This window comes from Bacillus sp. AFS002410, from assembly GCF_002556365.1.
In the GTDB taxonomy this organism is placed as follows: Bacteria; Bacillota; Bacilli; order Bacillales; family Bacillaceae_G; genus Gottfriedia.
This window is the reverse complement of the sequence record NZ_NUEU01000082.1, coordinates 1-22,220: the sequence shown is the minus strand read 5'-3', so window position 1 is coordinate 22,220 and position 22,220 is coordinate 1. Positions and strand designations below refer to the sequence as shown.

The following is a 22,220-nucleotide window of genomic DNA, read 5'->3' as shown; positions in this document are numbered from 1 at the left end:
AGACAACCACCTATTAATATTGCACTTCTAAGCAAAAAAGAAGAAGCCTATGAACTCCCCTTAGTTCGCTAAATTTTATCTTTTTTGACATTTTATCATCGTAAATTTAAATGGAGGTTTATTTTCCATATTCTTATGTGGTTCAACAATTTCTACTACTTCGATCAATCCATATTTTCCAAATTCTTGTTTAATCGATTCGGAATCATAAAAAAATAATTTCATCCCTTCCGTTATTTCGAAATAGTTTTCACCTAGTTGTTTGCCCTTACCAAACATTGGAGCATCTTTTGAAATCGTAGTGAAAATCATATATCCATTTGGACTTAATTGGTTATAACAATCACTAATAAACTTATCTCGATCATGTTTATTCAATAAATGAATAAGTGCGTAGCAAAAAATCCCATCATACTGTCTGTTATCAAAAGGCATATCGGTAACTGAACCATGAAAAATATGAGAACTCATTCCATTTTTCCTAGCCAATTCAATCGCTGTTTCAGAGATTTCAATGCCAGTTACATTTATTCCATTTTCAATAAAAACATTTGCATTTCGACCATATCCAAAACCCGGAATTAATATGTACTTAATATTCTTCTCAACGAAAAAGTCTTTTGTCAAAATTGCTGAATCTGCAGGCTCTAGTCCCCACATCATTTGATTTTCGATAAAACTTGATTCCCAAATTTCTGTCATAATGATCTCTCCTTTAGTAACTTACTATTTACTTCCTCTAGCCCTCTTTTCGGGCAGGGCGAACAGATTATGAACAATGTGCATAAAGTCCGTAGATTTGTTCATAAAACAGAGATTTTTGTTCATAAAGCGTATTATTTTCATCATCTTGCTTTACTATATCAAACCTCTAAAAAAAGAAAGACCAAAGGTCTTTCTTTTTAACATCACTATTTATGAAGCATTACTCTTAGCAAAATCTTTATCAGATAAGCGTTCATTACCCATTAGGAAAATTGAAATCAACGCCAATCCTACTGGAACTAGTGTCCAAAGGAAAGTATGGGCAATTGAAGAAGAAAACACATCAATAATTTTCGCCAATATTGGTGCTGGAATCAGTTTTTGAGCTTCAGGTGTAAATGCTTGATTAATATTAGAGAAATTTTGAGGTGCTCCGCTACCTGCAAAAGCATCTGTAATTTTGTCAGTAAATACATTTCGTTGAATAACACCAAAAACAGTAATCCCTACTGTCATTCCTAATGCACGTAGGAATGAGTTTGTTGAACTTGCTGAACCACGATTTTCATTGTCAAAGTGATGCATTGCAGACATACCAAGAACTGAGAATGAAGCTCCAACGCCAAGTCCAACAATAACCATATACACAATCACTTGGAATTTACTCGTATCAGGTGTGATCGTACCTAAACAAATAATACCTGCTAATAATAGGACAACCGAACCGATCATTATACTACGATAACTCATTCGATTTGCTAATGCCCCACCTAGTGTAGCAGAAATACTTACACTTACCATCATTGGTAATAAAACTAAGCCAGAATTCGTTGCTGTTCCACCTTGAACAAATTGAATAAAGATCGGGATATAAATTGTTGCAGCGATGAATGCCGCCCCGTAGAATAATCCGACAAAGTTACTAGCAGCAAAAAGTCGATATTTAAACATATCAAATGAAATGATCGGTTCTGCTACTTTACGTTCAATAAATAAGAAAATAATTAAGAAAACTGCGAACCCAGCAAATAAACCTAAAATTTGAACTGAATCCCAAGCATATTCTTTTCCGCCAAGCTCAAGTGCAAACATTAAACAGACAATACTAATAACAAATGTAATTGCACCCCACCAGTCAATTTGTTGCTTTGTGTGGTTTTTCGATTCAACATAAAAATAACCGATTAATCCTAATGTTAAAAGTCCAAATGGAATATTGATATAGAAAATAAATCTCCAGTTAATATAATCTGTAATGTAAGCACCAATTAGCGGTCCAAGTACACTTGATAATCCAAATACTGCACCAAAAATACCGCTCATTTTACCACGCTTTTCAACAGGAAACACATCCCAAATAATTGTAAAAGCAATTGGCATTAAAGCACTTCCACCAATACCTTGAATCGCACGGTAAACACTAAGTTGAATAATAGAAGTTGCAGTTCCACAAAGAATCGAACCTAAAATGAATAAAATAATACCTAACATAAAAAATCTTTTTCTACCGTACATATCAGAAAGTTTACCGAAAATTGGCATCCCAGCCATTTCAGTCACTAAATAAGCTGACGTTACCCAAACAAATTTATCATAGCCACCTAAGTCTTTTAAAATTGTTGGCATCGCTGTTGAAACGATTGTGTTATCAAGAGAAGCGAAAAATATCCCCAGTAATAACGCAATCATAACAGGAACCAATTTTGTTTCCCTTTTTTGCATAATCATCTCTCCTTCACCTTTCATGCCTATAAATCAAAATATAGTCTCAAATCAATCTCTATTAATGTATAAAATAGCATTGCTTAATAGACCTAAACCTATACCAATTCCAAACCCAAGAAAGCCACCTACAATTAGATGTGATGTAAAATAACCTACACCTAAACCAACTACTAAACCTAAAATTACAAAAGCTCCATAAAAAAGACCAACAGCTTCTTCGTGTCTCATACTATATAATCATCCCTTCATACAATTTAACTTCAAATAAAATAATAAGTGCGTTACTTTATTTAATTTAAAGTTAATATAACATTGTTTCGTTACTTAGACAATATAAAAATTAAAATTTATTGTAGTATTTTTATTAAAAACAATAATTTATATGTAAATAATAACAATAGAACCTTAATATTATTGAATATAGAAGGGATGTAACAACGTTACGGCACAAACGAAAAGGTAAAAACAAAACATTGTTGTGTTGTACTGAATTTTTATGAATAGAGAGTGTTTTGTTTATTCCTTACTTCTGATCATTTTATACCCAAGACCAAATGCGCTTATTAAAAATAACCATGCAGCTAAATGAAACATAAATTGGATGTCAATTGTTTCAAGCAAAGTTCCTACACCTATAATACATATTGCCGTTACAAAAGATGTCCAAAATAAGTAGCTTCTATAAAAATCAGACGAAGCATTCATAAATAATTTTTTTTCAGCAATCTTAAACAATGCAGTAAAACCACCAAATAGAACTTGGCCAACATAAACAATTTTTATATTATCGATCAGAGGTAGTGAAAAGAACAGAAGACAGCAAAATAATGAATGCAATACCATTAATAAATATGGCGAAACAGAGTCAACAAAACGGCCACCAAAGTAGACTACAACACTTAAGCTTAATGAAAAAAGTCCATACAATAAACTAAATACATCATACGCATCCCCTATATTCCTTAAGAAGAGGACATAATATGGAAAGACTAAAGAGCTACTAAAGCCAATAATACTTAGTAATGCGATTACATAACGATTCATAGGATTTACTCCCCGTAATTTTCATAAAAAGTATTCATAAATACACGATTTGGATCAAACTCTTTCTTCTTATTAAAAAAATCTTCAGTTCTTGGATATGCCGACTGCATTTGTTGCTTAGTCTGATAAGGATAATACGGTAAGTAATAGGATCCTCGATGTTTTATTGTTAGATCAGTCCATTTTTGAATAACCTCTGAAGCTTTATGAACAGAATCTTTATCTTTTCCATGTTGAATCAAAACAACAAAAGCAAACATATCATCTTTTGCATAATTCATAACTGTTTCATTATCTTTTTCAACATATCGAATCGTTATATTTAAAAGATTAAAATCATGCTCATATTGTAAATATTCTCTAACATCGTCAATATAGCTAACAAATTCATCTACAGGTACGAAAAACTCTTGTAAAACTTGTGTATCTTGACGATCATCGAATTCCATAAACTTGCTTTCTGAGCGCATAACATTATTACGAGTTTCATAGCTTCCATTTAATGAATGAATAAAGCTATATTGCAGTTGCCAGAAAAGATCTTTACCAATATCCGATGTTCTGGACATACCGAGAGCAAGCTTTGGTAAAAAAGCGGAATGATCTTCCTTAAGCTCTTTATCCGAATCTGACATTTTACGAGATGTTTCCATATAATTAATGGCATAAACTTTGTCAAAAAAACTATCTGGCGCAACAGAAATTCTAGCGATATGCATACTTGCATTTTTATTTTCTAAAACGTTTTTCTTAAAATACGCCGGATATTTATCATATTCCATCGTTTTTGTTTCTACTTGATATAATTCATTATTTGTTAATTGAAGCTCTACTTCTAAAATAACTCCAAATAATCCATAACCACCTAATACATAAGGAAAAAGCTCTTTATTCTCAGTACGACTTACTTTGATTACTTTCCCTGTTGGAGTTAGTAATGTGAACCAGTTAACTGTACTAGCTAATGAATGATTCCGAATATCACGTCCGTGTGCATTCACACTTAATGATCCACCGACAGAAAATATTTCTTGAGACTGAGTTACCTTCAGAGCAAGATTATAAGGATTAATTGCTTTTTGTATATCCCCCCAGGTTGCTCCACTTTGAACAATTACTGTTTTATGAACTGGATCCACTTTTTCAACTTTATTAAATGTTTTTAAGTCGATCACAACTCCATCCTTATAATAAGTATGTCCCCCTTGACTATGGCGCTGTCCTGCAATTGAAACTGTCTTGCCTTGTTTTTTTGCGTCAATAACTATTTTCTTTAATTGTTCTACTTCTTTCCCTTTAACAACACGATCAATTTTTGTTGGAAGTAGGTGGCCAACATCATCAATCATTCCATGCTTTAATGGAGTTGGTTTATTCCATAATGTATGTAAAACTGTAGCAAACACTGTTAAGAGGAGTATTCCTACTAATATTTTTTTCCTCACGTTCTTTTCCCCCAAATAGATAAAGTAAACTTAAGCGTTAAAAAAAGACGTGACTACAATAATGTAAACACGTCTTTTTTTTTAACACTATTGTCCTGTTCCTAATAAACAATGAAAGTTTAACAGAACTAAAAATCTTGTAAAAACTACTTACTCTATAATATAAGACAATTTATTTACTAAACCATCCAATCATTCGATTTACATCTTTTTCATCTAAATGTCTTACTTGATAAGTGTGACCATATTGACTTGATAGAATTGTAATATAAATCGTTTTTAGTTTTACTCTTCTTTGTAGAAAACTTTGTTCACCTATCAGTACTTGTATTCTCTCTTTTGGTAAAATCGCAGTTGTTCTTGAGAAGTAACCAGATTGAACAATCACTGTACGATCTAATAGTGTATAGCCGGCGTTTCTAAATCCTAATTCAGCAATAAGTAAGCCTATTAATACGATTGCATATGCCCAAAAATGGACAAATGGAAGCAATACGATCCCACTTGCAATAAGTAGAAAAATAATCAACATTCTAGAATAATACGTTTTTCGGGCTCTTTTTGGTGCTCGATTTGCAATATCTTCATAGTTAATAGTAGGTAGAAAGTTTTTTAGGAATAATTGTACATCCTTCGTTTTTATAAATGGATGAAGAACATGCCTGCCTTGCTCCTGCTTATCCCCCATCCCAACAGCTTCTACATAAACTGTTGAATAACCAAATAATTGACGAATGATTCCTTCCTTTATAACGACACCTTGAATCCGTTTTAAGGATACCGTAAATTCATTTTTTTCTAATAACCCTCTTGTTATAATAATTCGATTTTCTCTTCTTTGGACTGTAAAGTTTGCAAATTTTAATATGTATCTTATTGTGGAGAAGATTAACGAAAGCAATAAACTACCTAAAAATGCAATAAAAAACATCATATACGTAAAAGATTGGATTTGATTATATATTGCTACATATATACTATGTGGAAGCAAGTCCTCGATTTGTGAAAATAATGATGCTAGTACGGCAAAAGCTAGTCCAACCTCAAATGAAGTGATTCCAGCTAAAAAAAGTTTTCTCGTTTCAATTGTTAAACTAATATCAACAAATGATTCTGCCTGTACACTATTTCCCTCAGCTACAACCGAATCTACTTTTTTCTTTTTAGAACTTAAGACTTCATTCTTTAATGAAAGTGCCACTTCTTTTGGTATAGCATTTAAAATACCTTCAGCTTTTTTTCCACCAGCTGTTTCAATTCGAACACTCACAACATTAAAAAGCTGTTGAATAAAACCAGCATTGATTGAAAAAGATTGGATTCGTTCTTTTTGAATAAATGTATTTTCAATTACAAATAATCCTGAACGAATTCGAAACTCTTCTTCAGTTATATAGTAAGTAAAGCGATACCATTTAATGATCGCTGATGCAACAGGAAAAACAATTAGAACTCCAGCAAACAAATATTGAAACATTGACCCTTTTCCACCTGAAATTAAAAGAATAATAAGTGGTATTAGTACGTTTTTTATTTGCTCTAAAAATACGGTAAGGATATAAGCTGGATGTTGTCTTTTTGGCTCAAACATCGTCATCACTTATCCTTGCTAAGTAGATAATTTTATCTCTAAGCTTTTCAGCGACATGGTGTTCTAAGCCTTCAATTTCATGTGTGGTGGCAGCCGTGGAAATATTTACTGTAGATAAACCGTATCGACGTAGTATTGGTCCTACCTCAGTCGTAACGTGTTGAACTCTGACCATCGGTATAACGATTCGTTTAATAACAAATATTCCTTTTTGAATTTCTAACTCATTTTCATATATCTCATATGCAGTATATTTGAATCTAAGTGTAGGGAAAAATAAAGTTAAAAAAAGAATTAACACTATAACGACAGCGATAATGATCATTAAAATAAAGTAAGGAAGTGAAAAATGTCTCATAAGAAAATAATAGATAATTGGTAATGTAACTAGAGAGATACTACTTAATAGTGATGTAATTCTCCATACAGACCTCATCTTTAATGATGGTCTTTGAGATGGATTTGCTCTCATTTAATCACCTTTTCTATCTCATTAATCTATCACTTACTATATCATACCATGAGTCAAACTATTCACAAACCTCCTATTTATCGACAAAGTTAAAAAAAGGTAATTTTCCCCATACTTAAATACAATATTGATTAGTAAGTACTTAAAAAAAGATAAAGTTTGGTACGTGAAATTTCACCAAATGTCACATTATGCCTAAACTTTATCTAGTTATTATTTTCTATGGGATCTGTTCAATATTTCTACAAAAAAAGGATTTCTCATAGTAACTATGAGAAATCCTCTTTCAAGTTAAACAGTCACACACTTTCTAAAATCAACAATAACCTTTGCCTATGCTTCAACAAGCATAGTAAATTCTTTAATAGAAGTGAAATACATTAAAAGCATTTTATTTTGGCTCAAGTAATACTTTCATAAGTATGGACGTTAGCACCATTTTTAGACTAAATAGGATTCGTCGCTAAGTTGCTTTATAACGCCAACATCTTGATTAATGCAGTACTTAAGATTTTAACACCGTTTGATAGTGAATCTAGATTAAAGCTCATATTCGGGTGATGCAAGCCTGGCTTCAAGTCTGTCCCTAATCCTACCATTGTTAATTGTAAATGAGGGAAATTTGTTTTGTAAAAATGAAAATCTTCTCCTCCAGGAGTGTTAACGGCTGGAGCCAAGCTTTCAATTCCAGTTGCTTCCACGATCGCCTCTTTTACAACCTCTTCCATCAACTGACTTTTTTCTGCAGCCACCATTTCTGCAATAGTTTCCATAAAAACTTCTGCATGATTGGCCGTTCCAGCTGCAAAAACCGCTTGTTCAATATCTTTAATTAACTCTTTCATTATTTCATTTCGTTCGGCTCGAACATCAATTCCGAACTCAGCAAAATCTGGGATGATATTTACATTATCTCCACCAGCCGTTACCATTGTTACCTTTGCAGATGCAGAAACAGATGGATCTACCTTTACCGCATTAACTGCTTGAATGATTGCTCCAAGGGAATCTACTACATTTATTCCGAGATTCGGTCTAGCTCCGTGAGCTTGTTTCCCTTTGATCGTCCCTTTTAATAGAGTTGTAGCCCCATGATAGATAGCAGGTGCCGCTTTTCCAAATTTCAATTCTTGAATAGGGCGGACATGAAGACCTAGTAAAAGTTTCACGTCATTTAGAACCCCTCTTTCAATCATCGCTTGTGCACCTTTCCCAGTTTCCTCGGCTGGTTGAAAGATTATTTTTATTAATCCTTTAGGTTCATATCCAATTTCCTTCAAACAAGTTATGGCATAAAGGACCATTGTCATATGAGCGTCATGACCACAGGAATGATTTGCTTTCCATTCTCCATCCACTAGCTGCCACAAAGCATCCATATCAGATCTAATCCCAATTGTTGGTCCTTCTTCTTTATTTCCCCAGTATCCAACGACACCGGTAATGTCCTCAAACGTTTCATATGGTATATTCAATTTTTCTAATTGTTCACATAAGAACCTAGTTGTCTCAAATTCTTTCCAACTAACTTCAGCATGTTTATGAAAATACTGATAAGTAGATTTTATTAACTCGTCATGCTGAGAAACCCACGTATTAATCTCATTCATGAATAGCCAAACTCCCTTTTGATAATGATTCTTGTAACTGTGAAGTTACAAATTCTAGCATGGCTTCTAACCTTTGAATTCGCAACGTAGGTTTCCCGATTTGAAGAAGTGCGTGGCTTGAGTTCGGTATCCGAACAAATTGCACCTCTCCTCCCTTCCTCTTAATGTGTGAATAGAACTGCTCCGCCTGTTCGATCGGACATCTTAAATCGCTCTCATTATGAAGAAGCAAAAGTGGTGTATTCACATTTTCCACATAAGCAAGTGGAGAGCGTTTCCAAAGTGATACTACATCCGTTTTCCCTTGAAATTCTACATCCATAAATTCCGGCGCGATATCACTAGTACCATACATCGAAATCCAATTTGAAATACAACCTTCTGATACAGCTGCAAAAAATTGATCGGTATGAGTAATTAGCCAATTCACCATAAATCCACCATAACTAATTCCATTGACTGCCACCTTGTTTTTATCAAGAAAATCAAATCGACGTAAAGCCTCGTTTAACCCGTTAAAAAGGTCGATCATATCCTTTCCGCCATAATCGCCACACACCGCATTCGTAAAATCTTCACCAAAGCCAGAAGTCCCTCGTGGATTAAGGTAAACAACCGCAAATCCTTGTGCAGAGAATAGTTGCATTTGGTGAAAATATGTATAACCAAACGAAGAATGGGGACCACCATGTATATCTAATAATACAGGGTATTTTTTTCCTTCCTCAAAATTAGCTGGCTTAAGAACAAATCCTTGAATCTGCCATTTATCCTCCGAACGATACGAAAAGACTTCTGGTTTGACTACCTTTACCTCAGATAAGTAGGCATCATTACAGTCATCTATACGTACTTCGTTTGTGAATAAGGATGGTTCTTCTGGAATAGAAAATTCTTCCGTTGGTTCTCTCTTAATATAATGATATCCCGTATTATTCTTAACATTAACGACAGCAATTTTTCCAGGGTGTTCGCAAGACGAATACGCTATAACAAATGTTTGGTCGCCATTATAAGAAAAATGAAAGATAGTCCGATCCCCACCAATTACTATACGACCTCTTCCATCTGTATCATCCACAGTAAATCGGACAATTTCATTCCTGCCTTCCCGAGTTCCTAGGCAAAAAACGTACTGTCCATTTTTGGACCACTGAGGTTTCAAAGGACTTTTTAGGAAGCGCATATCAGTAAAAATCATATCACCTAACGTATCATGATATTGTTTACTTAAATGTTTAACCTCTCCTCCATCAGCTGGAATTAGTTGTAATTGAATTTGATTATAATAGTAGGAAAAATACGCAATCCACTTTCCATCAGGTGAAAAAGATGGCGAATGTGCATTTGATTTTGGATACACCAATTTTTCTTCTCCACCATGTGCTGGTATAGTGTAGATGTTTTTACCATAAAGACCACTCTCTCCATCATTTGAAGAAGTAAAAGCAATATATTTCCCATCGGGTGAAATAGTAGGTTCTGAGATATGGTGTGGTCTATTCGTTAATTGTTCGAACTCACCTGTTTTGACATTTATTGAAACAAGCTGGCGAGTGTGGGGAGTTTGAAGACCAATCCCATCATTTTTGTAATAAAGCTTGTTGTAGCGTTTCGAACCTTCGTGCCACTGTTTATTTCGAGCATTGATTTCATCAATGGCTTCGGCTTCACTTATATTTTCATTAAACACTTCCACTTCTTTGTTTTGTGCTACTGGTACTAAACCATAAATCATATCTCTATTTGGTGACCAAATAATTGAGCTAATGCCATATTTAAATTTTGTAAGGCATCTCTCCTGCTTAGAGTCTAGCGATAATAGCCAAATTTGCGAACCATAACTGCGATGAGAAAGATATGCAACGGTGTTTCCGTTTGGCGACCAGATAGGTTGGGTGTTGCTTTTTCCGTTAATAGTTAGTTGCTGATCCGTTTTTCCTTCTATATTAGCTAAGAACAACTGCGTATTATAATCATTTTCTTTCTCACAAGCTTTCGTTTTTTCATAGATTACTTGTTTCCCATCAGGTGATATCACGGGATTACTTGGCCATTCAAAACGATAAATATCTTCTGGTTTCGTAAGTCTTATAGTCATATTTTCTCTCCTCCAAAATGAAGAAAGTGAATCCAATTAACTGGGCTTCACTATCCTTCATCATCCTTTATTCTCTTCATTATATAAATGACAAGCTACTCTTCTTCCTTCTACTTCTTGCATTTGAGGTTTAACAGTTTTACAGGAATCCATGGCATGAATGCAACGTTGATGAAAAGCACATCCACTAGGAGGGTTGTCTAAAGACGGCAGCTCCCCAGTAAGAATAATACGCTCTTTAATATCGTCTGGATCTGTCTTTGGAATAGCAGAGATTAGTGCTTGCGTATATGGATGTAGCGGCTTTTTAAATAATTGTTCTTTATCTGCAATTTCCACGATTTCCCCAAGATACATTACACCAACACGATGAGCGATATGTTCTACTACACTTAAATCATGTGAAATAAAGATATAAGAAAGACCAAGTTCTTCTTGTAAGTCTTGTAGCAAATTAAGAATTTGGGACTGAACTGAAACATCAAGTGCCGAAACAGGTTCGTCAAGAATGACGATCTTTGGTCTTATGATAATTGCTCTTGCAATTCCAATACGTTGACGCTGTCCCCCAGAAAGTTCGTGAGGAAATCTTGATAAATAGCTTTCAGATAGTTCTACTAAACCAAGAGTATGTTTAATTAAATCATCATGTTCTTTCCTTGGAACACGATTGGCTATTAGCGGCTCAGAAAGAATTTCTCTCACTGTCAGCTTCGGATTCAAGGAAGCCATTGGATCTTGAAATACCATTTGAATATCCTTACGATATTTATTCATTTCTTTTTTACTAAGCTGAAGTAAATCTGTTCCTTGAAAAATTACTTCTCCGCTCGTGGGCTGAGTAAGGCGTAATAAACATCTACCAGTTGTTGACTTTCCACAACCGGATTCACCAACAATCCCAAGCGTCTCCTCCTGATTTAAATACAAGCTAACCCCATTTACTGCACGTACATATTGCGGAGGTTTAAACCAGGATTTATTGGCCTTAAACTTTTTTTCTAACTGTTTCACTTGTAAGAGGGGGGCTGTCATACGAACGTCTCCTTTTGTTGTAACAACCAACATCTGCAAGATGTTTGGTCATCAACTTCGATAAGTGGTGGAAGGCTTGTTCTGCATATTCCCAACACCTTTGGACATCTGTCAGCAAAACGACAACCTTTTGGATAGTTGTCAGGAGTTGGCACTTGACCTGGAATCGATTTAAGACGATTCTCGCCTTTAGATTGATGCGGAGTGGATTGAATCAACCCGATTGTATAAGGATGCCTAGGATTACGTAAAAGTGTTCTTGTATCCGTTGTTTCCACAACCTGTCCAGCGTACATAACCACTACTCGATCACACATCTCTGCTACTACTCCAAGATCATGTGTAATAAGCAAGATCGACATTTGTAAGTCATCTTTTAGGGATTTAAGTAATGCTAATATTTGAGCTTGAATTGTTACATCTAGTGCAGTGGTTGGTTCATCAGCAATTAAAAGTGATGGATTACAAGATATAGCCATGGCAATCATTACACGTTGCTTCATTCCTCCCGATAAACGGTGTGGGTATTCGTGATAGATGGCTTCTGGACGTGGTATTCCAACTAATTTTAATAAATGGACAACCTTTTCCTTCAAATTTGATCCAGTTAATTTTTGATGCTTTTGAATCACTTCGCCTATTTGGATTCCAATCGTCAAAACAGGATTAAGAGAGGTCATAGGATCCTGAAAAATCATAGATATCTCGTTACCTCTTATTTTCCTCATATCTTTTTCAGTTTTATCTACTAAGTTACTATTATTAAACGTAACGCTACCACTAGAAATTTTAGCCTTTTTATCTAATAGCTGAAGAATCGAAAGAGAAGTCACACTCTTTCCACAGCCCGATTCCCCAACTATTCCTAGTATCTCGCCTTTTTTTACAGTAAGGTCAATGTTCTCTATAATCTTAAGCGAACCGTTCTTACTTTTAAATTCTGTGGTAAGGCCTCTTACTTCTAGTACATTAGACATAATCGCCCTCTCCTTCTCGTTACCTTGATGCTTTTGGATCAAATACATCTCTTAAAATATCACCTAAGAAATTAACCGAAAACACAACAGCCGTAATCGCTAGACCAGGAAATGTTGCTAACCACCAAGCGTCATTAATATATTGCTTCCCTTCACTAAGCATCGTTCCCCATTCAGGTGTCGGCGGTTGGGCACCGAGTCCGATGAAACTAAGTCCAGCTGTATCTAATATGGCAACTCCGATAAATAATGTTGTATAAACAAGTAGAACTCCAAAAATATTGGGTAAAATTTGTCTTCTCAAAATCCAGCTATTTGAGCTTCCGATCGAACGACTTGCTTCGACGAAATCAGAAAATTTCACCGTCAATACAGCACCTCTAGTTAATCTGGCAAAGCCCGGTATTGAAGCGATTCCAACTGCAATCATGGCGTTTGTAAGACTTGGACCTAAAATCGCTACAATTGCAAGAGCTAAAACAATACTTGGTAAAGCTAACAATACATCCATGATCCGCATTAAAACGTTATCAACAAGGCCACCGATATAAGCGCTAATTAACCCGATAAACGTACCAGCAACTAAAGTGATACCTAAAGCCAGTGTGGAAACAGTTAGAGTAACGCGAACTCCATAAACTAGCCTTGAGAATACATCCCTTCCTAGTGAGTCCGTTCCAAAAATGTGCTCCTTATTTGGAGCTTGTAAAATAGCATCATAGAAAGGCTTCTCAGGATTATACGGTGCAATGACTGGAGCAAAAATGCCAATTAAAACAATGAATAGTAAAAAAATCAAACAATATTTGGCCCGCTTATAGCTAAGAATTTTATGGAAAGTTGTGAGTTTAATAAGTTTAGGTGTCCTACGTAGAGTGGGAGCCTCAATTGGTTTATATGCCTCACTCAATTTTGCCATTACCCTTCACCCTTTTCATTCAATTTAACACGTGGATCGATTAAGCTGTAAACGATGTCTACTAGTATATTAACGCTAACATAAACAGCTCCCATAAATAAGACAGTACCTTGAATCATCGGAAAATCCCTCGACATAATCGCACCAATGGAAAGTGTACCTAAACCTGGCCAATTAAAGACTTGCTCGATAATTACCGTACCACCAAGTAGAGCTGCTATTTGTAATCCAATAACCGTAATGATTGGAATAAGCACATTTCTAAAGGCATGGCGGAATAATATATGACGTTCCTCTAGACCTTTCGAACGTGCAGTACGTATAAAATCATTTGATAGAACCTCCACCATTCCATTTCTTGTTAATCTACTAATCATTGTAGACATGACTACGCCTAAAGTAATAGCAGGTAGAATGAGTGATCTTAGTCCAGTTCCATCAGCGATCGGAAACCAGCTTAACTTTACAGAAAATACTAAAATTAATAAGATTCCTAACCAAAAGCTAGGAATAGATACTCCTAATGTTGCTAGGCCGGTACAAAATGTATCGATGATCGTATCCTTATATTTTGCTGCTAAAATACCTAACGCGATTCCAATTATGACGGCAAATACCATCCCAGTTGCTGCTAACTTTATTGTCTCAGGGAAACGATCTAAGATTTCAGTTAATACTGGTCTACCGGTTTTCAGGGAAGTCCCAAAATCGCCGTGAAAAACATTATTAATGTATTGTAAATATTGAACCAAAAGGGGCTTATCCAGCCCCAAATGGTGTGTTAGTTTTGCTACTTGTTCCGGTGAAGCATTTAAACCGAGCATTATTTTAACTGGATCACCAGGTATCAAGTGTATTAGAAAAAATGAGAGTATCGAGATACCAAAGATAACAATGATGGCTGAAACGATCCGGTTTAGAATGAATTGAGTCATTACTTACTCACCCAACTATCATTTAAAAGTATATTCGTTGACTGAAGTTTAATATCATGTACCCTCTTATTGACAATATAAAATACTTTAGGAGAATAGATTGGTACCCAGTAAGCATTTTCAACAATCAACTTTTGAGCGTCAGCATAAACCTGTTTTCTTTCATCAGCATTGGTAGTTGTTCTACCTTTTTCTAATAAAGCATCAAGCTCTGTATTTTTCACTCGAATGTGATTTAATCCACCAATTTGACTTGAATGGAATAGCATATAAAGAATGTCAGGATCTGAGTAGGAATAACTTAAGAATGACAGATCGAATTCTCCTTTAGATGCTTTTTGGATTAAAGTTGCTGTTTCCATTTGTTTAATATTAATGGTAATACCAATATCCTTTAACATCGCTTGAACGATTTGTGCAGCTTGACTTTGTGTACTATAGACTGAAAGATCAAACTCTAGTTTCTTACCGTCTTTCTCCATAATACCTTGGCTATTTTTACTCCAGCCTGAGCTTTCTAATAATTTGATTGCTTCGTCTTTATTGTATTTAATGCCGTAATCTTTCACATTCGGATCATATCCAAAAATAGAAGATGAAAGTGGTCCATATGCCGCTGTTCCTTCACCATTAAGAGCTGCTTTAATGATGGCATCTTTGTTAATAGCCATATTCAATGCTGTTCTCACATTTTTATCCTTTAACAGTTCATTATCAAGATTCATCTCTAAGAATAATCCTAGCCCTTGTTGATCAGCATCTAGGACTTGGAACTTATCATTCTTGCGATATCTTTCAGCATCTTTTGGAGCCGCATTTACTAGGACATCAATCGAGCCACTATCAAGAGCAGCAAGCATCGTTTGTGGATCCGTAATAAATTTATAAACTAATTTATCTGGGTAAGCCTTTCCTTTATTTGCAAAGAAGGATGGCGCCCAATTATAGTCATTATTTCGATCTAATGTAACAGATTGTCCAGTTTCCCATTTCTCAAACTTCCAAGGACCAACTCCGACAGGGTTCCTTCCATAATTAGCTCCATCTTTATTGATAGAAGATAACGATAATGGTTGTAAAAATCCAGTCGTTAAGTTATTTAAAAATGGTGCCGATGGTTGTGCCAAATCAACGACTAATGTTTGAGCATCTGGAGTCGAAACCGATTTTACACCTGCTAAAAAGCTAACTAAAGGCGCACCAGTAGCTGGATTTAACATACGGTCAAATGTTTCTTTAAATGACTTTGATGTTAAAGGCGTTCCATCATGGAAGGTAACGCCTTGACGAATTTTAAACGTAATCGATTTACCGTCATTTGATACTTGGTAGCTTTCTGCAAGACCTGGAGCAATTTCATTCGTTTTTGGATCAAGTGTTAAAAGCGTATTTCCTAAACGATTTGAAATTTCATCAGCTGTACTCATTGCTGTTTTTTGAATATCAAGCGTATCTGGTTCCTGCGAAAGCCCAACCGTAATTGTTCCACCTGTTTGTGGAGAAGTTAAAGCAGTTGTCGCATTATTCTTTTTATCCGTCGATGCTTGGTCAGTAGAATTACATGCAGTCATTGCAAAAATAGTAAGAACGCTCACTGATAATAGTGCGAATCTTGGGAATATTTTACGTGCAGTTTTTGTACGCAATTGACTAGCCTCCTTATTCCGTTTTTACTAATTGTCTGAATCCAAATACACAACGACTAATTTTTCCTTCTTCGTCTCTTTTAAATTGAATAGAATATTCATCTTCTCTCATTTCAAATAAGAACCAATCTTCCTCAATCGGTTTAACGAGCGAGTCTACCATCCCTTCCATTTGAGCGCAAAGTTTTCCTTCATCATTGATTGAAAACTCAACCTTACCGCCCTCACCTGAAACATATTTCCCTACATATTCTTGTAACTGTTCTACATTTAAATGTATTTCCGCCAAGTTTATGTTTGAAGATCTTATTGGTTGTTCCAAATAATCTGCAAAGGCACTATTTAAAAGTTTCTTAGAAGGAACACCTATTAAATTAGCATTCGAAAAACCAGTTAAGCCTAACTCAGGAATAATATTCAGTTGAGCTGATACCCCTTTAATAGAACCACCATGTTCAACAAGTTTATATCCATAGAAATCTGGATGAATCATTACTCCGTAGCCATAGAATTCAGTATATCCGCATTGGATATAAGGAGTAGTCATAGCTTCAACACTCTCAGGTGTTAAAATTTGAGCATCTCCTACTTTGCCTTCATTTCGGAAGATTTCTGCATATTTCAGCATATCGTTTACTGTTGATTTTAAGAATCCTGCTGCACGCATCGATGGTGCATCCCATGGATTATTTGACTCAAACACAACAGTCTCTTCATCTACTTTTCTAGAAGCATATAAGTTAGAAATATCTTCATGTCCATCCAATTCATGAAGATGGAAGACACTATTTTTCATGCCAGCTGGCTCTAAAATATAATCCTTCATGTACTGCTCATAAGTAATGCCGCTGACTCTTTCTACAACAGCTCCAAGTAGGGCATAACAATCATTAGAATAACTAAACTCAGTACCAGGAGCACCAAGAAGAGCATATTCACCCTTAGCGATCGATTTCATTAATTCCTCGTATGTAGCAATGTATGGAATTTCAGGAGACTTTTCTTCCTCTTTGCCATCATCAAATTTTGGATCTAACGCTAGCGTTTTACTCATAGCACCATAAAGACTTGGAATTGGAGGAAGCCCTGCTGAATGTGTCATAAAATGATGGATCGTCATCAGTTTTGTATATTCATCATTGCTTGTCTTAAATTCAGGTAAATATTTAATAATAGGATCTTGAACCGATAATTTCCCTGCCTCTTGTAATTGGAGAATGGCTACACAAGTAAAAGATTTAGTGACTGAGCCAATTCCAAGTACTGTGTCAGAGGATAAAAGTAACTCATTTTCTTTATCACGGAAACCGAAACCGCTTTCATAGAAAAGTTCACCATTTTTTGCTAAACCAATCATATATCCAGGAATTTGATACTTCTCTACGATTTCATTACAATACCCTTCAAACTCTTTTACTTTTTTCAATACATTGTGTCCCATTACAGCACTCTCCCTTAATATTTTTTTATTAAACCTAAAATTAATTAACTTTAGGTGTGACTACTAGAGTTTAAGTTACTTTCTTTTTTGGTGACGATTCTTGAATGAATGGGTAGGAACGTTACTTGTACTAAAGTAAGATTTTTTTGAGGTTAGTTGATTAGATGATTAGTAGGTTAGTTGATAAGATGATTAGTTGTATTTTTAGCTTGATTAAACCATAAAGTATTACTATAAAAAAGCAAACACTTCATTTTTATAAATTATAAAGTATTTCCTTTTGACCTATTATATAATCTCTTAGAATTTCTAGTCAATTATATTTTCTGACTTTTCGAAATTTTAAGTTTTCACATTATAATTCGATTCTAGGAATACATTTTTTTCGACGCAATAGTAATCTAATGCCTCTCGATTAATGTCATAGCCAATACCATATTTCTGTGGTAAATGAATAACTCCATGGTCTACAATTACTTCAGGATCAATAATATCTCGTTCCCAGTAACTTGCTGATGCCGCAGTATCCCCTGGTAAAATAAACTGATCTAATGTCGTTAAGGCGATATTATGAGCACGACCAATACCCGCTTCAAGCATACCTCCACACCAAACAGGTATACCTTTCATTAAACAATAATCGTGTATTTTTTTTGCCTCAGTCAGTCCGCCAACACGTCCAATTTTAATATTAATAATTCGACAGCTACCTAACTCAATTGCTTTTCTAGCATCTTCTAGTGAATGAATACTTTCATCCAAACAAATAGGCGTCACTAACTGTTGCTGCAATTTGGCATGGTCAATAATATCATCATGACTTAACGGCTGTTCAATCATCGTTAAATTAAATTCATCGAGTTTTTTTAATATCTCTATATCGGCTAAAGTATAAGCAGAATTTGCATCAGCCATCATTGAAATAGTTGGAAATTCTCTTCTTACTTCTTTTAACATTTCATAATCAGACCCAGGTTTAATTTTTAATTTTATCCGTTTGTAACCAGCCTCGACATGAGAATCCACCAGTTGAAGAAGTCCTTTTACTGTTGGTTGAAGACCGATACTAATTCCAACATCGATTTGGTCTTTATTTCCACCAAGTGCTCTATAGAGTGGTAATTTTTGGCGTTTTGCATAAAGATCCCAAACTGCTCCTTCTAGTCCAGCCTTTGCCATGTTATTTTTTCTGATCGCTTGGAAACGTTCAGACACTTCATCTGGGTGATGAATAGGTGACTCAAATAATAATGGAATGAGAAAATCTTCCATTATATGTTTATTCGTTTTAACCGTTTCCTCACTGTACCAAGGACTAGAAAAGGCTACAGATTCTCCAAAACCAACGTTCCCGAACTCATCCTCTACTTCAATAATATAAAACTCTTTATCTTCAAAGGTACCAAAGCTTGTAGTGAAAGGAGCATTTAACTTCATGTTTAATCGGTGCAACGTAATTTGCCGAATTGTAATTGGACTATTAGTCATTCTAAAACCTCCTATGAAAGTGAACTGTTTTTGTAAAAACCTTCCACTTTATTTAATAAATTCTTCTAAAATTACCTCCTAATATTGCTAATATTTCTCCATCCTTATACCCACGATTCATTAACTCTTCGATAAAAAGAGGTAACTTGTCATGTCCATCTATCACATCAAAGGGTACTCTTGGCAAACTTGCTAAATCATCTGGTGATAAATATTTCATAAAGTCATTACAAAGGTCTAACCCTATTCCAACATGTTCAATACCTGCTACATCCACAAGATGATCTAAGTGATTGGCGAGCTGAACAATGTTGCCTTTAGAATCGTCATCCGAAACTAGCATACTAGCAGCATTAATCCCTATTACACCATTTGTGGAAGCAATTGCCATCATTTGTTCATCGGTCAGATTTCTCATTGTTGAACAAATGGAGCGTGCGTTGGAATGGGACGCAATAACTGGCGTTTCACAAATTTCAATGACATCCCAGAAGCCTTCATCATTTAAGTGAGAAACATCAATAGAAATACCAAGTCTTTCTGCCTCTTTAATCACCTTAACTCCGAAGCTTGATATCCCCCCCTTTTGTCCTTCAGGAACCGGTTGAAAGAAACTCCCATCCCCTACTGCATTTCTCCTGCTCCAAACTAATCCTAGATTACGAACGCCTAATTCATAGAAAACTCGTAATAAACTAAGATCTGTTCCTAACGGTTCTGCTCCTTCAATGGAAAGTAAGAAACCAATCTTTCCTTGTTTCTTCGCAAGATCCATGTCGGCTCCGTTATAACAAATCATTAATTTTTCAGGAGACTCCTGTACTTCTTCATAAAGCGCACTTACTTGGCTTAGTGCTTTGCGAAGAGCCATTTCTGGCAAAAATGCACTGTCTATAAAGATGGCAGCGATAATGACATTAATGCCACCCTTTAAAAACCTAGGGTAATAATCTGTTTCAATTACTTTCTTTCTTCCTTTTTCCCGTTGGATCTGGACATCCATTAAAATATCAAAGTGTCCATCAATCGTTAATGCACTATTTTGAAAATTAACCACGAAAATCTCTCCTCCTATAAAGAGTTTGGAAGCTTAAAGAGATAAATTTCTACGTTTTTCAAAAATATAGTAACTTACTCTTCCTTCTGGATTTCGAATAACATCACTAGCAGCGAAGCCATTTTCACACAAGGTTTGGAACCAATTTCTTGTTTTATACCGCCATTCTTTCGCAAGCTCAGGCATTTTATTTTTTATTTGTTGAATATGCTCAGGTATCGGCACGGCCAAAATATCTTCCGTTAAATTGATTTCATATTCCTTGGTAATTGTCGGAAACCCAAAGTTATCAAGCTTTGTTTCTACTAATGGTTTGAGACTTTGTATGTCCACCCTGCTTGGTACTTTACATACATGATCGCTACGAATCCACCACTCTACTAAAAAACGATCAGTAGGCAATCCTTTATTTAACGAATCAGTCATCTCGCCATAATGATTTTCGATATATGTAGCACCAATGCCCTTTAACTTATGTAGGTTTAAATAGGCATTAACACTCTCTAATGGATCAAATGTCCAAACGATTAAAGAATAGCCCATTTCTAGAGCATAATCCCGCTGTGCCTCTTTCAACTTTTTACCCAACCCACTTTTTTGATAAGTAGGCAAAACCCCTAACATATGTGAGCATAAATAGGATTTCCCGTCCATATACCCCGGAAAGCTATATTGAAACCCTATTAATTGATTTTCGTGAAAAGCTCCTAAAATCAACCCACCATTATGAGATGCTGTGTACGTTTGATGAATTGGTATTGGTGACATATTCCACACTTCTTTTTCAATTTGTTGAATGGATTCTATTTCACCAATATCCTCCAATCGTTTAATTTGAAACATTCCTATACCCACTTTCTTTATAAAAATAAGAGGAAAAGCTTTTATTCCCCAAAGAAATGGTGCAAATGAAAATTCTCATATGCCTTTGTACGCTTCATAAACTGATCAGAATTTTTTACGACAACTCCCCCAAGTAAGGAATTCATAAGAGAAAAAACTGCCGGACTAACATCCAGTGTTGACTTGATCGGTAGCTGTACAGTAAATAATACATCAGTATACTCACGAATCGGTGCAACCTCGGAATCGGTAAAACTAATCACAAACGCACCTCGTAATTTCGCCTCTCTAGCCATATTAATTGTTTCTAATGCGTAGCGATGGAAAGAAAACGCCACAAACGTACTATTTTCATTCATTTCACCAATGCGTAATACAATATCATCCGTATCTGGTCGAAACATCCTAACATTCCCTCGGATTAGTTCAAGTGCAAACGAAAACCAATGTGCCATTGCATGAGAAGAACGGGTACCAGAAACAAGTATCTTTTCAGATTGACTTAATCGTTCTACTGCCAAATTAAACTCTTCTTCGTTTAGTCCTTCAGCAGTTTGCAATATTAATTCTGCATCCTTATGCATCATTTTCTTAGAAAAATCTCGATCCATGTCCATCTTATTTTTCATGGAATGGTATTCAACCAACGTGCTTTTACGATTTAACAGTCGAGTCTGAATATCTTTTTGTAATGCGCTAAAACCGCTATAACCTAGAGCATGACAAAATCGAATAACGGTTGTTTCACTTACATTAATCTTCTGCCCAACTTGAACACCTGAATCCATTGCGAAGTCTTCCGGATTTGCAAGGAAATATTTTGCGACCTTTTTTAACCCCTTCGAAAAATTATCGAATTCATCTTGAACTTTTTGCTTTAATTCTTCCATTGCAATTCTCCTATCCAAATTATGAAGGATATCCTTTTTTTTTATTATATTGAAGTTTATTCTTTTATTCAAGCTTAAATTCTAAATTTTCTAAAAATATTTTAGTTCCATTTTTATAGATCTAAAATTCAATTTAGTAAGACCCTTTTCTTAAACAAAAAATGGTGGTGTCTCAATATATTGTTAAGAAAAGTGGCTGAAATAAAAGTCTAAGTGCAAATAACACTGTGAAATCTGCAAATATGAAATCTGAAACTGCAAATAAAACTGTGAAATCTGCAAATAAGAAATTAGAA

Annotated in this window: 19 protein-coding genes; all 19 read right to left on the bottom strand. The window is 35.1% G+C overall.

The features are described from left to right. Positions 1-75: 75 nt before the first annotated feature. The gene (locus tag CN692_RS20095; RefSeq protein ID WP_098120898.1) at positions 76-702 is read right to left on the bottom strand and encodes a class I SAM-dependent methyltransferase; all 627 of its coding nucleotides are present in this window, start codon (positions 700-702) and stop codon (positions 76-78) included. 213 nt (positions 703-915) lie between these two features. Then, positions 916-2,427: an MDR family MFS transporter gene (locus tag CN692_RS20090; RefSeq protein WP_098120897.1), complete on the bottom strand. Its 1,512-nt coding sequence runs from the start codon at positions 2,425-2,427 to the stop codon at positions 916-918. A gap of 51 nt (positions 2,428-2,478) precedes the next feature. Beyond that, on the bottom strand, positions 2,479-2,658 hold the full coding sequence (locus tag CN692_RS20085) for a hypothetical protein (RefSeq protein ID WP_098120896.1): 180 nt from the start codon (positions 2,656-2,658) through the stop codon (positions 2,479-2,481). A gap of 288 nt (positions 2,659-2,946) precedes the next feature. Then, positions 2,947-3,474, bottom strand: a complete 528-nt coding sequence (locus CN692_RS20080; RefSeq protein WP_098120895.1) for a hypothetical protein — start codon at positions 3,472-3,474, stop codon at positions 2,947-2,949. A gap of 5 nt (positions 3,475-3,479) precedes the next feature. Further along, entirely contained in the window at positions 3,480-4,919 is a 1,440-nt protein-coding gene (locus tag CN692_RS20075) for an FAD-binding oxidoreductase (protein WP_098120894.1), read from the bottom strand. Between the two features lie 172 nt (positions 4,920-5,091). Then, positions 5,092-6,510 (bottom strand): PH domain-containing protein, encoded by a 1,419-nt coding sequence (locus CN692_RS20070; RefSeq protein ID WP_179874496.1) that lies wholly within the window; start codon positions 6,508-6,510, stop codon positions 5,092-5,094. Beyond that, entirely contained in the window at positions 6,503-6,982 is a 480-nt protein-coding gene (locus CN692_RS20065) for a PH domain-containing protein (RefSeq protein ID WP_098120892.1), read from the bottom strand. Before CN692_RS20065 ends, CN692_RS20070 begins: the two co-directional genes overlap by 8 nt. 473 nt (positions 6,983-7,455) lie before the next feature. Beyond that, on the bottom strand, positions 7,456-8,592 hold the full coding sequence (locus CN692_RS20060; RefSeq protein ID WP_098120891.1) for a M20 peptidase aminoacylase family protein: 1,137 nt from the start codon (positions 8,590-8,592) through the stop codon (positions 7,456-7,458). Continuing rightward, positions 8,585-10,693 (bottom strand): alpha/beta hydrolase family protein, encoded by a 2,109-nt coding sequence (locus tag CN692_RS20055; RefSeq protein WP_098120890.1) that lies wholly within the window; start codon positions 10,691-10,693, stop codon positions 8,585-8,587. The genes CN692_RS20060 and CN692_RS20055 overlap by 8 nt, the downstream gene beginning before the upstream one ends. A 60-nt stretch (positions 10,694-10,753) precedes the next feature. Beyond that, positions 10,754-11,728: an ABC transporter ATP-binding protein gene (locus CN692_RS20050; protein WP_098120889.1), complete on the bottom strand. Its 975-nt coding sequence runs from the start codon at positions 11,726-11,728 to the stop codon at positions 10,754-10,756. Further along, positions 11,725-12,705 (bottom strand): ABC transporter ATP-binding protein, encoded by a 981-nt coding sequence (locus CN692_RS20045; RefSeq protein WP_098121111.1) that lies wholly within the window; start codon positions 12,703-12,705, stop codon positions 11,725-11,727. Before CN692_RS20045 ends, CN692_RS20050 begins: the two co-directional genes overlap by 4 nt. A gap of 19 nt (positions 12,706-12,724) precedes the next feature. Beyond that, complete coding sequence (locus tag CN692_RS20040) at positions 12,725-13,624, bottom strand: ABC transporter permease (protein WP_098120888.1); 900 nt, start codon at positions 13,622-13,624, stop codon at positions 12,725-12,727. Beyond that, positions 13,624-14,559: a nickel ABC transporter permease gene (nikB, locus tag CN692_RS20035; protein ID WP_098120887.1), complete on the bottom strand. Its 936-nt coding sequence runs from the start codon at positions 14,557-14,559 to the stop codon at positions 13,624-13,626. Before nikB ends, CN692_RS20040 begins: the two co-directional genes overlap by 1 nt. Continuing rightward, positions 14,559-16,205, bottom strand: a complete 1,647-nt coding sequence (locus CN692_RS20030; RefSeq protein ID WP_098120886.1) for an ABC transporter substrate-binding protein — start codon at positions 16,203-16,205, stop codon at positions 14,559-14,561. Before CN692_RS20030 ends, nikB begins: the two co-directional genes overlap by 1 nt. A gap of 13 nt (positions 16,206-16,218) precedes the next feature. Further along, positions 16,219-17,646, bottom strand: a complete 1,428-nt coding sequence (locus CN692_RS20025) for a serine hydrolase domain-containing protein (RefSeq protein WP_098120885.1) — start codon at positions 17,644-17,646, stop codon at positions 16,219-16,221. Positions 17,647-17,988: 342 nt separating this feature from the next. Beyond that, on the bottom strand, positions 17,989-19,134 hold the full coding sequence (gene menC, locus CN692_RS20020) for an o-succinylbenzoate synthase (protein WP_098120884.1): 1,146 nt from the start codon (positions 19,132-19,134) through the stop codon (positions 17,989-17,991). Between the two features lie 52 nt (positions 19,135-19,186). Next, entirely contained in the window at positions 19,187-20,191 is a 1,005-nt protein-coding gene (locus CN692_RS20015) for a dipeptidase (protein ID WP_257144085.1), read from the bottom strand. Positions 20,192-20,224: 33 nt separating this feature from the next. Further along, the gene (locus tag CN692_RS20010) at positions 20,225-21,034 is read right to left on the bottom strand and encodes a GNAT family N-acetyltransferase (protein WP_098120883.1); all 810 of its coding nucleotides are present in this window, start codon (positions 21,032-21,034) and stop codon (positions 20,225-20,227) included. Positions 21,035-21,075: 41 nt separating this feature from the next. Next, the gene (locus CN692_RS20005; RefSeq protein WP_098120882.1) at positions 21,076-21,924 is read right to left on the bottom strand and encodes a MurR/RpiR family transcriptional regulator; all 849 of its coding nucleotides are present in this window, start codon (positions 21,922-21,924) and stop codon (positions 21,076-21,078) included. Positions 21,925-22,220: the final 296 nt, after the last annotated feature.

What these genes read in the sequence shown, in the direction of transcription:
- CN692_RS20080 (WP_098120895.1), bottom strand. Translation starts at nt 3,474, where the DNA reads ATGAATCGTTATGTAATCGCATTACTAAGTATTATTGGCTTTAGTAGC.
- CN692_RS20085 (WP_098120896.1), bottom strand. Translation starts at nt 2,658, where the DNA reads ATGAGACACGAAGAAGCTGTTGGTCTTTTTTATGGAGCTTTTGTAATT.
- CN692_RS20050 (WP_098120889.1), bottom strand. Translation starts at nt 11,728, where the DNA reads ATGACAGCCCCCCTCTTACAAGTGAAACAGTTAGAAAAAAAGTTTAAG.
- menC (WP_098120884.1), bottom strand. Translation starts at nt 19,134, where the DNA reads ATGACTAATAGTCCAATTACAATTCGGCAAATTACGTTGCACCGATTA.
- CN692_RS20055 (WP_098120890.1), bottom strand. Translation starts at nt 10,693, where the DNA reads ATGACTATAAGACTTACGAAACCAGAAGATATTTATCGTTTTGAATGG.
- CN692_RS20010 (WP_098120883.1), bottom strand. Translation starts at nt 21,034, where the DNA reads ATGTTTCAAATTAAACGATTGGAGGATATTGGTGAAATAGAATCCATT.
- CN692_RS20070 (WP_179874496.1), bottom strand. Translation starts at nt 6,510, where the DNA reads ATGTTTGAGCCAAAAAGACAACATCCAGCTTATATCCTTACCGTATTT.
- CN692_RS20065 (WP_098120892.1), bottom strand. Translation starts at nt 6,982, where the DNA reads ATGAGAGCAAATCCATCTCAAAGACCATCATTAAAGATGAGGTCTGTA.
- CN692_RS20090 (WP_098120897.1), bottom strand. Translation starts at nt 2,427, where the DNA reads ATGCAAAAAAGGGAAACAAAATTGGTTCCTGTTATGATTGCGTTATTA.
- nikB (WP_098120887.1), bottom strand. Translation starts at nt 14,559, where the DNA reads ATGACTCAATTCATTCTAAACCGGATCGTTTCAGCCATCATTGTTATC.
- CN692_RS20025 (WP_098120885.1), bottom strand. Translation starts at nt 17,646, where the DNA reads ATGGGACACAATGTATTGAAAAAAGTAAAAGAGTTTGAAGGGTATTGT.
- CN692_RS20040 (WP_098120888.1), bottom strand. Translation starts at nt 13,624, where the DNA reads ATGGCAAAATTGAGTGAGGCATATAAACCAATTGAGGCTCCCACTCTA.
- CN692_RS20045 (WP_098121111.1), bottom strand. Translation starts at nt 12,705, where the DNA reads ATGTCTAATGTACTAGAAGTAAGAGGCCTTACCACAGAATTTAAAAGT.
- CN692_RS20005 (WP_098120882.1), bottom strand. Translation starts at nt 21,924, where the DNA reads ATGGAAGAATTAAAGCAAAAAGTTCAAGATGAATTCGATAATTTTTCG.
- CN692_RS20095 (WP_098120898.1), bottom strand. Translation starts at nt 702, where the DNA reads ATGACAGAAATTTGGGAATCAAGTTTTATCGAAAATCAAATGATGTGG.
- CN692_RS20060 (WP_098120891.1), bottom strand. Translation starts at nt 8,592, where the DNA reads ATGAATGAGATTAATACGTGGGTTTCTCAGCATGACGAGTTAATAAAA.